Origin of the sequence: Kitasatospora sp. NPDC001539, assembly GCF_040298565.1 — a bacterium.
In the GTDB taxonomy this organism is placed as follows: Bacteria; Actinomycetota; Actinomycetes; order Streptomycetales; family Streptomycetaceae; genus Kitasatospora.
In genome coordinates this window covers 20,067-31,224 of the sequence record NZ_JBEPAK010000061.1, presented here as the reverse complement: position 1 = coordinate 31,224, position 11,158 = coordinate 20,067, and the positions used below count along the sequence as shown (strand labels likewise).

8 protein-coding genes and 2 tRNA genes are annotated in these 11,158 nt (G+C 70.4%); 7 read left to right on the top strand and 3 right to left on the bottom strand.

Translation table 11 applies throughout. The features are described from left to right. Positions 1-34: 34 nt before the first annotated feature. Positions 35-105 (bottom strand) — tRNA-Gly (locus ABT247_RS12835). Between the two features lie 159 nt (positions 106-264). Between ABT247_RS12835 and ABT247_RS12830 the strand changes: the two genes are divergently transcribed. The 5 genes from ABT247_RS12830 (at position 265) to clpX (ending at position 5,164) form a co-directional block, all read left to right on the top strand. After that, positions 265-338 (top strand) — tRNA-Pro (locus ABT247_RS12830). Between the two features lie 296 nt (positions 339-634). Further along, on the top strand, positions 635-2,023 hold the full coding sequence (gene tig, locus ABT247_RS12825; protein WP_350741908.1) for a trigger factor: 1,389 nt from the start codon (positions 635-637) through the stop codon (positions 2,021-2,023). Positions 2,024-2,291: 268 nt separating this feature from the next. Next, positions 2,292-2,909, top strand: a complete 618-nt coding sequence (locus ABT247_RS12820; RefSeq protein ID WP_350741914.1) for an ATP-dependent Clp protease proteolytic subunit — start codon at positions 2,292-2,294, stop codon at positions 2,907-2,909. 56 nt (positions 2,910-2,965) lie between these two features. After that, on the top strand, positions 2,966-3,628 hold the full coding sequence (locus tag ABT247_RS12815; protein ID WP_350741906.1) for an ATP-dependent Clp protease proteolytic subunit: 663 nt from the start codon (positions 2,966-2,968) through the stop codon (positions 3,626-3,628). Between the two features lie 246 nt (positions 3,629-3,874). Continuing rightward, entirely contained in the window at positions 3,875-5,164 is a 1,290-nt protein-coding gene (gene clpX / locus ABT247_RS12810; protein ID WP_196950255.1) for an ATP-dependent Clp protease ATP-binding subunit ClpX, read from the top strand. A 114-nt stretch (positions 5,165-5,278) separates the two neighbouring features. Here clpX and ABT247_RS12805 read toward each other — a convergent pair whose 3' ends face one another. After that, a complete protein-coding gene (locus ABT247_RS12805) occupies positions 5,279-6,130 on the bottom strand; it encodes a hypothetical protein (protein WP_350741903.1) in 852 nt (283 codons plus the stop codon). Between the two features lie 191 nt (positions 6,131-6,321). On the opposite strand from ABT247_RS12805, the gene ABT247_RS12800 reads away from it, so the two are divergent. After that, complete coding sequence (locus tag ABT247_RS12800) at positions 6,322-8,958, top strand: valine--tRNA ligase (protein WP_350741901.1); 2,637 nt, start codon at positions 6,322-6,324, stop codon at positions 8,956-8,958. 295 nt (positions 8,959-9,253) lie between these two features. Then, complete coding sequence (locus ABT247_RS12795) at positions 9,254-9,778, top strand: hypothetical protein (RefSeq protein WP_350741899.1); 525 nt, start codon at positions 9,254-9,256, stop codon at positions 9,776-9,778. Between the two features lie 90 nt (positions 9,779-9,868). On the opposite strand, the gene wecB is transcribed toward ABT247_RS12795, so the two are convergent. Further along, positions 9,869-11,032 (bottom strand): non-hydrolyzing UDP-N-acetylglucosamine 2-epimerase, encoded by a 1,164-nt coding sequence (gene wecB / locus ABT247_RS12790; protein ID WP_350741897.1) that lies wholly within the window; start codon positions 11,030-11,032, stop codon positions 9,869-9,871. Between the last annotated feature and the right edge of the window lie 126 nt (positions 11,033-11,158).

The window sequence follows — 11,158 nt, the reverse complement described above, 5'->3', positions numbered from 1 at the left end:
CGGTGCGCTGGGCGCACCGGGGCCGGGCCGGAAGAGCGGGCGACGAGAATCGAACTCGCGTGACTAGTTTGGAAGACTAGGGCTCTACCATTGAGCTACGCCCGCGCGAACCCCGCGAGCCGTTCCCGGCCGGAAGTTCGGGAGACAGCGTACCTGGTCCACCCTTCTGGTGCACACCCGATTCCTCCCGCGCCCTCTTCCGCGCCGCCCCGAAATAGTCGGCGAACCGTGCAGGCCCGGCGTGTACGCTTCTGCTCGGCACCACGGGGTGTGGCGCAGTTTGGTAGCGCGTCCGCTTTGGGAGCGGAAGGCCGTCGGTTCGAATCCGGTCACCCCGACAGTGAGTGCGGCAGGGTCTCGCCCACCGGGGCGGGGCCCTGTTCTGTTGGGCGGTACGGTGGCGTCTGGCGTCCGCCTTTCGTGGTACCGGTAGGATGGGCCGCTGGCGGTAGTCCCTGTGGAGTCCACCCAGGTCAACCGCACGAGGGCGAGGAGTCACGCTCACCGTCCGCCCACGGGAGATGCAGCTCCAACCGCCCATCGCCCGTCTCGCCCGAACCACCCGTACCGGCTCCGGCCGAACGGAAGGAACGGGCGGAGACAATCTGACCGCAAGCCCCTAGGAGACCTAACCGTGAAGAGCGCCGTCGAGACTCTGAACCCGACCCGGGTTCGACTCACCGTCGAGGTGCCCTTCGAGGAGCTCAAGCCCAGCCTCGACGCGGCGTACAAGAAGATCAACCAGCAGGTCACGGTCCCGGGCTTCCGCAAGGGCAAGATCCCGGCTCGCGTCATCGACCAGCGTTTCGGCCGTGGCGCCGTGCTGGAGGAGGCCGTCAACGACGCCCTGCCGCGCTTCTACACGCAGGCCGTCGACGAGGGCAAGATCGAGGTCCTCGGCCAGCCCGACATCACCAACATCGAGGGTGTCGAGAAGATCGCCGACGGGGGTGACCTGAAGTTCACCGCCGAGGTGGACGTCCGTCCGGAGATCACCCTGCCGGAGTTCTCCTCCATCGAGGTGACCGTCGACCCGATCGCCGTCTCCGACGAGGACGTCGAGAAGTCGCTGGAGCAGCTGCGCGAGCGCTTCTCCTCGGTCAAGGACGTCGAGCGCGCCGCGGCCACCGGTGACATCGTGGTCGTCGACCTGGTCGCCAAGGTCGACGGCGAGGTGCCGGAGGACGGCACTGCCACCGGCGTGAGCTACGAGATCGGCTCGGGCCGTCTGATCGACGGCATCGACGAGGCCGTCGTCGGCCTGTCGGCCGGCGAGGAGAAGACCTTCGAGACCGAGCTCAAGGGTGGCACCCAGGCGGGCAAGACCTCCGAGGTCACCGTCACCGTCACCGCCGTCCAGGAGAAGGAGCTGCCGGAGCTGGACGACGAGTTCGCCCAGCTGGCCAGCGAGTTCGACACCCTGGAGGAGCTGCGCGCCGACTCCCGCAAGCGCCTGGAGCGCATGAAGGAGTACGACCAGGCCACCCAGGCCCAGGAGAAGGTGCTGGACGCGCTGCTCGCGCTGGTTGACATCGAGTACCCCGAGAAGCTCCTCAAGGACGAGATCGAGACCCGCAAGCACAACGTCGAGCACCACCAGCTCGAGCCGATGGGTCTGAACCTCGACACCTACCTGGAGACCCAGGGCAAGACCCGCGAGGAGTGGGACGCGGAGATCGAGGAGCAGGCGAAGAAGGGCATCAAGACCCAGTTCGTCCTGGACCAGATCGTCGCCAACGAGGAGCTGGGCGTCAACCAGGAGGAGCTCACCGAGCACCTCATCCGCCGCGCCGCCGGCTCGGGCCTCACCCCGGACCAGTTCGCCCAGCAGGTCGTCCAGGGCGGCCAGGTTCCGCTGCTGGTCGGCGAGGTCGCCCGCGGCAAGGCGCTGGCCACCGTGGTCGAGGCCGCCAAGGTCGTCGACACCGAGGGCAACGAGATCAACTTCGACGACGAGGACGAGACGGCCGAGACCGTCGAGGCCGCCGCCGAGGACAAGGCCGAGGAGGACACCGAGGCCTGAGTGCCCCGGTAGCCCCGCCAGGCAGTCAGCGGGCCCGGACGCCGTACGGTGTCCGGGCCCGCTGTCGTCCGGCGCGGGCCGGGTGCGACCCTGCGCTGACAGCGAACAGTTCTGCGTGAGGGATTCTGCGGCCCGGCCTGCGCGTTAGGGTCCTTGGACAGCAACAATCACGACGTGATACCCGGAAGCTGTGCGACACCGTGACGGCCGCGGAGCGGCCGTCCAAATCGACTGAGCAGGTGGCTAAGTGACGTTCCCGCAGATGCAGATGCCTGGCCCGATGGCGCCGCACGCCGCCGCTGGTGACGTGCTCGGCGGCCTCGGCGACCAGGTCTACAACCGGCTGCTCAACGAGCGGATCATCTTCCTCGGCCAGCAGGTCGACGACGACATCGCCAACAAGATCACCGCCCAGCTGCTGCTGCTGGCCGCGGACCCGGACAAGGACATCTTCCTCTACATCAACTCCCCGGGCGGCTCGATCTCGGCCGGCATGGCGATCTACGACACCATGCAGTACATCAAGAACGACGTCGTCACCATCGCGATGGGCATGGCCGCCTCGATGGGCCAGTTCCTGCTGACCGCCGGCGCCAAGGGCAAGCGCTTCTCGCTCCCGAACGCCAACATCCTGATGCACCAGCCCTCCGCGGGCCTCGGCGGCTCCGCCACGGACATCCGCATCCAGGCCGAGCAGCTGCTCCGCACCAAGAAGCGGATGTCCGAGCTGATCGCCTTCCACAGCGGCCAGTCCTTCGAGCAGATCACCAAGGACTCCGACCGCGACCGCTGGTTCACGCCGGAGGAGGCCCTCGACTACGGCCTGATCGACGCGATCATGCACAGCGCCGCGGACGTCCCCGGCGGCGGCGGCACGGGCGCCTGAGCCTCGGCCCGGCCCACGAGACCACAGCCCCAACGCCCCGGAGGACAAGGACCCCCATGAACATCCCCAGCCTGTCGGCCGCCCAGGCCCGCGTCGAGGACATGCGCGCCGAGGGCCGCTACATCGTCCCGCGCTTCGTGGAGCGCACCACGCAGGGCATCCGCGAGTACGACCCGTACGCCAAGCTGTTCGAGGAGCGCATCATCTTCCTCGGCTCGCAGGTGGACGACGTGTCGGCCAACGACATCATGGCCCAGCTGCTGTGCCTGGAGTCGATGGACCCGGACCGCGAGATCCAGATGTACATCAACTCGCCCGGCGGCTCGTTCACGGCCCTCACGGCCATCTACGACACGATGCAGTACGTGAAGCCGGACATCACCACGGTCTGCATGGGCCAGGCGGCCTCCGCCGCGGCCGTGCTGCTCGCCGCCGGCACCCCCGGCAAGCGGATGGCCCTGCCGAACGCCCGCATCCTGATCCACCAGCCGTACACCGAGACCGGTCGCGGTCAGGTGTCCGACCTGGAGATCCAGGCCAAGGAGATCTTCCGGATGCGCGAGCAGCTGGAGGAGATGCTGTCCAAGCACTCCAAGCGGTCGGTGGAGCAGGTGCGCGACGACATCGAGCGCGACAAGATCCTGACCGCCGAGGAGGCCGTCGAGTACGGCCTGGTCGACCAGATCATCTCCACCCGCAAGACCTCGCTGACCTCCTGAGGACGGCACCGTCGGGGCGGGGCGCGCACCCGGTAGCGCGTCCCGCCCCGGCCCGTCGGCGGACTCCGGCACGGCATCTGTTCGGTATCAATTCGCCCAGGGCGTAGGGCAGACCCGGCGAAGAGGACGGAATCACGGGCCCGGCAGAGTACCGTCGGATAGCGAGACCGAGCGCCGTCGGCGCGGACGGTCCACAGCACCAGGCCCCGGACCCCCGCGGGGCCCCTGGCGAAGGGGAAGCACCTCGTGGCACGCATCGGAGACGGTGGCGACCTGCTCAAGTGCTCGTTCTGCGGCAAGTCGCAGAAGCAGGTGAAGAAGCTGATCGCCGGCCCAGGCGTGTACATCTGCGACGAGTGCATCGACCTGTGCAACGAGATCATCGAGGAGGAACTCGCCGAGACCTCCGAGGTCCGCTTCGAGGAGCTGCCGAAGCCGCGCGAGATCTACGAGTTCCTCGACCAGTACGTGGTCGGCCAGGACCTCGCCAAGAAGGCGCTGTCGGTGGCGGTCTACAACCACTACAAGCGCGTCCAGGCCGGCGAGGCGGGCCGCAGCGGCGGCAACGGCCGCGACGACGCGATCGAGCTGGCCAAGTCCAACATCCTGCTGCTGGGCCCCACCGGCTCCGGCAAGACGCTGCTGGCGCAGACCCTCGCCCGGATGCTGAACGTGCCGTTCGCGATCGCGGACGCCACCGCGCTGACCGAGGCCGGCTACGTCGGCGAGGACGTCGAGAACATCCTGCTCAAGCTGATCCAGGCGGCCGACTACGACGTCAAGAAGGCCGAGACCGGGATCATCTACATCGACGAGATCGACAAGGTCGCCCGCAAGAGCGAGAACCCGTCGATCACCCGTGACGTCTCCGGCGAGGGCGTGCAGCAGGCGCTGCTGAAGATCCTGGAGGGCACCACCGCCTCGGTGCCGCCGCAGGGCGGGCGCAAGCACCCGCACCAGGAGTTCATCCAGATCGACACCACCAACGTGCTCTTCATCGTCGGCGGCGCGTTCGCCGGCCTGGAGCGGATCATCGAGGGCCGCGCGGGCGCCAAGGGCATCGGCTTCGGCGCCAACATCCGCTCCAAGCGCGAGTCGGACGCCAGCGACCACTTCCGCCAGGTGATGCCGGAGGACCTGGTGAAGTTCGGCATGATCCCCGAGTTCATCGGCCGTCTGCCGGTGATCACCAGCGTGCACAACCTCGACCGCGAGGCGCTGCTGCAGATCCTCACCGAGCCGAAGAACGCGCTGGTCAAGCAGTACCGCAAGCTCTTCGAACTGGACGGCGTGGAGCTGGAGTTCTCCCGGGACGCGCTGGAGGCGATCGCCGACCAGGCGATCCTGCGCGGCACCGGCGCCCGCGGTCTGCGGGCCATCATGGAGGAGGTGCTGATGTCCGTGATGTACGAGGTCCCCTCGCGCCAGGACGTCGCCCGCGTGGTGGTCACCGGGGACGTGGTCTCCAAGCACGCCATCCCCACCCTCGTCCCGCGCGACATGATCAAGCGCGAGCGCCGCGAGAAGAGCGCCTGAGCCCACGGCCGGCATGCGAAGGGGCCCCGCACCGATCCGGTGCGGGGCCCCTTCGCGTCGGCGGCGCGGCCGCCCCGGGCTACCGGGTGTCGGCGGCGCGGCCGCCGACCCCGGCTACCGGGCGACCTTCATCGCGTCGCGGATCGCCCTGGTCTTCTCCGCGGCCTGTTCGGGGGTGATGGCCTGGCTGCCGCTGTCGCCGCCGGCGGTCAGGCTCAGCTTGGTGAAGGTGACCCGGCCGTAGGTGGACTTGTCCGCCCAGACGCAGACCGCCGAACCGGCCTTGCCGGCGACGACGCTCAGGATGCCGCAGCTGAGCCTGCCCGAGGAGGCGTGGCTGTCCTTCGCCGGGTAGTCGGTCAGCGGCGTCGTCCAGGTCGTGCCGCTGGTGGTGCTCTTGGAGTCGGCGATGATCTGGTCCGGGTCGTTGATGTCCCCGTAGATGCCGATCACCGACAGCGAGTCCACGTTCTTGACGTCGGTGCCCTTGCTGTAGCTGGCCCCCAGCGCGTGCAGGTCCTTGCCGACCTTCGCCACGTCGGGCTTGCTCATGTCGGCGGCCTCCTCCTTCGCCGACTTCTGCACGTAGCCGTCCAGCAGCGTCTGCGGGGCGGTCAGCTTGTACTGGCCGCCGGCGTCGCTGCCGCCGAGGAACTTCCAGGCCGCGAAACCGCCGCCGCCCAGCACCAGCGCGCCGATCACCAGGCCGATCACCAGACCGCCCCTGCCCTTCTGCGGCTGCGTCGGGTAGCCCGGCTGCCCGTACGGCGCCTGCGGGGGCACGCCGTACGGCTGCTGCGGGGCACCGTAGGGCTGCTGCTGCGGCGGGTAGCCGTACTGGGGCTGCGGGGCGCCGTAGGGCTGCTGCGGCGGCGGGGCGCCGTACGGCTGCTGGGGCGGCGGGGCGCCGTAAGGCTGACCACCGTAAGGCTGACCCTGCGGATACTGCTGTCCCTGGCCGTACATCTGTCCTCGTGCTCCCCCGCCGCACCCGCGGCCGATCGTGGTGTGGTTAGTCGTTCCGTGTGCGTCCGGTCGCCCGGACGAGTGTCCGGGCACGCTACCGCACGCGCCCGTGGCAGGGGCGTCCGGGCGGGGCCGGTCCGGGCACCGAAAGCGGTTCGTGACCAGTACCGGGGTTACGTAAACTGTGCGTCGTGACCGACACGACGAACCAGCGCCCCGTGAGCACCACCGGGGACGATGCGGCAACCCTCCCGACGACCTACACCCCCGCGGACGTAGAGGGCGAGCTGTACGAGCGCTGGGTGGAGCGTGGGTACTTCACCGCGGACGCGAAGAGCGACAAGCCTCCGTTCACCATCGTCATCCCGCCGCCGAACGTCACCGGCAGCCTCCACCTGGGCCACGCCTTCGAGCACACGCTGATCGACGCGCTGGTCCGCCGCAAGCGGATGCAGGGCTACGAGGCGCTGTGGCAGCCGGGTATGGACCACGCCGGCATCGCCACCCAGAACGTGGTCGAGCGTGAGCTCGCGAAGGAGGGCAAGTCCCGCCACGACCTGGGCCGCGAGGCCTTCGTCGAGCGCGTCTGGAAGTGGAAGGCCGAGTCCGGTGGCCAGATCTCCGGCCAGATGCGCCGCCTCGGCGACGGCGTGGACTGGTCCCGCGAGCGGTTCACCATGGACGAGGGCCTCTCCCAGGCCGTCCAGACCATCTTCAAGAAGCTCTTCGACGACGAGCTGATCTACCGCGCCGAGCGCATCATCAACTGGTGCCCCCGCTGCCTGACCGCCATCTCGGACATCGAGGTGGAGTACCAGGACGACGACGGCGAGCTGGTCTCGATCCGCTACGGCGAGGGCGAGGACTCGATCGTCGTGGCGACCACCCGTGCCGAGACGATGCTCGGTGACACCGCGGTCGCCGTCCACCCGGAGGACGAGCGCTACAAGCACCTGGTCGGCACCGAGATCGAGCTGCCGCTGACCGGCCGCCGCATCCCGATCGTCGCCGACGCCCACGTCGACCCGGAGTTCGGTACCGGCGCGGTCAAGGTGACGCCCGCGCACGACCCCAACGACTTCGAGATCGGCCAGCGGCACAACCTGCCGAACATCGCCGTGATGGACGAGCACGCCGTCATCACCGTCCACGGCCCCTTCCTCGGTCTGGACCGCCTCGAGGCCCGTTCGGCGATCGTCGCCGCGCTGCGCGCCGAGGGCCGGATCGTCGCCGAGAAGCGCCCGTACGTCCACTCGGTGGGTCACTGCTCGCGCTGCAAGACCACCATCGAGCCGCGGCTGTCCATGCAGTGGTGGGTCAAGGTCGGCCCGCTGGCGAAGGCCGCCGGGGACGCCGTCCGCGACGGCAAGGTCAAGATCCACCCGCAGGAGATGGAGAAGCGGTACTTCGACTGGGTCGACAACCTGCACGACTGGTGCATCTCGCGCCAGCTGTGGTGGGGCCACCGCATCCCCGTCTGGTACGGCCCGAACGGCGAGGTCGTCTGCGTCGGCCCGGACGAGCAGCCCCCCACCGGTGAGGGCTGGCACCAGGACACCGACGTCCTGGACACCTGGTTCTCCTCCGGCCTGTGGCCGTTCTCCACGCTCGGCTGGCCGGAGCAGACCGAGAGCCTCGCGAAGTTCTACCCGAACTCCGTCCTGGTCACCGGCTACGACATCCTGTTCTTCTGGGTCGCCCGGATGATGATGTTCGGCCTCTACGCGATGGACGGCACCCCGCCGTTCCACACCATCGCCCTGCACGGCATGGTCCGTGACCAGAACGGCAAGAAGATGTCCAAGTCCTTCGGAAACGTGGTCAATCCGCTGGACTGGATGGACAAGTACGGCTCCGACGCGCTGCGCTTCACGCTCGCGCGCGGTGCCAACCCGGGCGTCGACGTGCCGATCGGCGAGGACTGGGTCCAGGCGGCCCGCAACTTCGCCAACAAGATCTGGAACGCCACCCGGTTCGCGCTGATGAACGGCGCCACCGTCGAGGGCCCGCTGCCCGCGCCGGAGGAGCTGACCGCGACGGACCGCTGGATCCTGTCGCGTCTGGGCACCACCGTCGCCGAGGTGGACGGCCTGTACGAGGACTACCAGTTCTCGAAGCTCTCCGAGGCGCTGTACCACTTCGCCTGGGACGAGGTCTTCGACTGGTACGTCGAGCTCTCCAAGACCACCCTCGCCAAGGGCGGCCCGCAGGCCGACGCCGCGCGCCGGGTGCTCGGCGAGGTCCTGGACGTCACCCTGCGGCTGCTGCACCCGATCGTCCCCTTCGTCACCGAGACCCTGTGGACGACGCTCACCGGCGCCGAGTCGGTGGTCATCGCCGACTGGCCGGCCGACAGCGGCTACCGCGACGCCGCGGCCGAGGCGGAGATCGCCACGCTGCAGCAGGTCGTCACCGAGGTCCGCCGGTTCCGTACGGACCAGGGCCTCAAGCCGGGCCAGCGCGTCCCGGCGACGCTGGACCTGGAGGGCACGGCACTGGCCGCCCACGAGGACGCGATCCGCTCGCTGCTGCGGCTGACCGTCCCCGAGGAGGGCTTCGCGGCGACCGCCTCGCTGCCGGTCGCGGGCGCCACCGTCTCGCTGGACCTCTCCGGCACCATCGACGTCGAGGCGGAGCGCAAGCGCCTCGCCAAGGACCTCGCGGCCGCCGAGAAGGAGAAGGCCCAGACCACCGCCAAGCTCGGCAACGAGGCCTTCCTGGCCAAGGCGCCGGACGAGGTGGTCGCCAAGATCCGGACCCGCCAGGAGGCCGCCGAGGCCGACATCGCCCGGATCACCGCCCAGCTCTCGGCGCTGCCGCAGGGCTGAGCCGGACCGTCCCGCCGAGGGGCCGCACACCGCGACACGCGGGTGCGGCCCCTCGGGTGTTTTCCGGGCGTTACCCGGATGCCCATTCGCTACGCCCAACAGAGCAGCAACATTGCTCCCTTCCGGCGAATATTCATCCTGGACCGGGTGACGTCCTATTCCGAGCGAATTGATTCCGGTCTTGCCCGCGCGCGTTCGCGGAAGTTTGCAGGTCGGATGTGTACGGTGTGCACGGAGTTTCCTAAGGGCGTTTCTGCTGAGCGTTCATGCTGAACGACGGACGGGAGGGCATGGCGTGGTGGTGACCCAGGAGTTGGCCGAGGAACTGCCTGCCGCGGCGGTCGAGGAGGCCAAGGCCAGGGCGGCGACCCTGTTGCTCGCCTTCCGGCACGGGAACCAGCTCGCGTTCGACCACGAACTGGACATGTTGTTCGAGGAGAACGTCGAGCGGGAGGTGACCACGCTGCTCGCCTGGATCGCCGCCGAGGCCGTCCGCAAGGCGTACGCCCCCGAGGTCGGGGACCGGGTGCTCCGGGCGATGGCCCGGCGGGCCCCGGAGGACACCGGTGCGGTCCAGGTGGACGAGGAGTCCGCCAACGCCGCCCAGCTGATCGAGGCGGTCGCGGCGGGCGAGGTGGCCGAGGTCCGGGGCCTGGTCGCCGCGACGCCGGACACCACCTACCTGCTCGGCGGCCTGCTCCAGGGCGTGGCGATGATGCTGCCGCTCCTGCCGGAGGGGGAACTCGCCGAGATCACCACGGAGTTGCGCCGTCGGCACGGCCACAACGTGCACGTGCCGGAGGCCCGGGCAGGGGTCTGATCCGACCCCGCCCGCCGGGAAGGCCCACCCATCCGGCCCTACCCATCCGGCCCCGGCCGCCCGACCGCCCCGCCGCCCCCCGCTGCGCGGCTACGCGGCCGCAGGCACCGCCGGCTGGGCCAGAGCCTCCGCCTCCGCACCGCGCCCGGCGAGCGCGGCGGTCAGCGCGGCGATCCGGGCCGAGGCGAGCCCGTCGCCGTACGGGCTCGGGGTGGCCGCCAGCCGGGCCAGTCGCTCGGGGGTGTCGGAGAGCCAGGCCCGGGCCAGCTCGCCCAGCTCCGCGCCGGGCCGCACCAGTGCGGCGAAGCCGGCCGCCATCGCCTCCGGGCGTTCGGTGGAGCGGCGCACCACCAGCAGCGGGCGGCCGAGCACGGTGCACTCCTCCTGGACGCCGCCGGAGTCGGAGACCAGCAGCGCCGCGTGGCTCGCCAGGCCCAGGAAGTCGCCGTAGCCGACCGGTTCGGTCACGGCTAGGCGCTCCAGCAGGCGGTCCAGTCCGAAGCGCTCCACGGCCGCGCGGGTGCGGGGGTGCATCGGGAACAGCACGGGGGTGCCGGCCCGGGCGATCCGGTCCAGCTCGGCGAGCACGGCGCCGAGCGCCTCCGCGGTGTCGGTGTTCTCCGGGCGGTGCACGGTGGCCAGCACGTACGCGTCCGGGCGCAGGCCGTGGGCGGCGAGCAGCGCGGCGCGGGCGGCCGGGGCGGGCAGCCGGCGGCGGACCACCTCGACCACGGTGTTGCCGGTGAGCGCGATCCGCTCCGGGGCGAGCGACTCGTTGCGCAGGTTGGCGACGTTGTCCTGGGTGGCGGCGCAGAGCAGGTCGGAGACGTGGTCGACCATGACCCGGTTGTGCTCCTCGGGCATCGCCCGGTCGTAGCTGCGCAGCCCGGCCTCGACGTGCACCAGCGGGATCTCCCGGGCGTTGGCGGCCAACGCCCCGGCGAGGGTCGCGTTGGTGTCGCCCTGGACGACCACGGCGGCGGGGCGGTCCTCGGCGAAGGCGGCGTCGAGTTGGCCGAGCGACTGGGCGATCTGGCCGGCCCGGGGGCGGCCGCCGACGCCGGTGAGCAGTTCCGGGCGGGGCAGGTCGAGGTCGCGCAGGAACCGGCCGGACATCGCCTCGTCCCAGTGCTGGCCGGTGTGCACCAGCCGGGTGGCGTCGCCGAGTTCGTGGATCAGCGGGGCGAGCTTGACCAGCTCGGGGCGGGTGCCGAGGACGACGGCGACGCTGGACGGGGGCAGGCACGTGCTCATGGCGGAACTCCGAAGGGGGCGGGCGGGCACCGGCGGTCGCGGTCGCCGGAGGTCGGGCGCGGGGGAGGGGGCGGTGGTGCGAGGCGGCGGGGGGAGCGGTGGTGCGAGGCGGGGGAGCGGTGGTGC

What these genes read in the sequence shown, in the direction of transcription:
- ABT247_RS12820 (WP_350741914.1), top strand. Translation starts at nt 2,292, where the DNA reads ATGCCTGGCCCGATGGCGCCGCACGCCGCCGCTGGTGACGTGCTCGGC.
- ABT247_RS12815 (WP_350741906.1), top strand. Translation starts at nt 2,966, where the DNA reads ATGAACATCCCCAGCCTGTCGGCCGCCCAGGCCCGCGTCGAGGACATG.
- ABT247_RS12805 (WP_350741903.1), bottom strand. Translation starts at nt 6,130, where the DNA reads ATGTACGGCCAGGGACAGCAGTATCCGCAGGGTCAGCCTTACGGTGGT.
- wecB (WP_350741897.1), bottom strand. Translation starts at nt 11,032, where the DNA reads ATGAGCACGTGCCTGCCCCCGTCCAGCGTCGCCGTCGTCCTCGGCACC.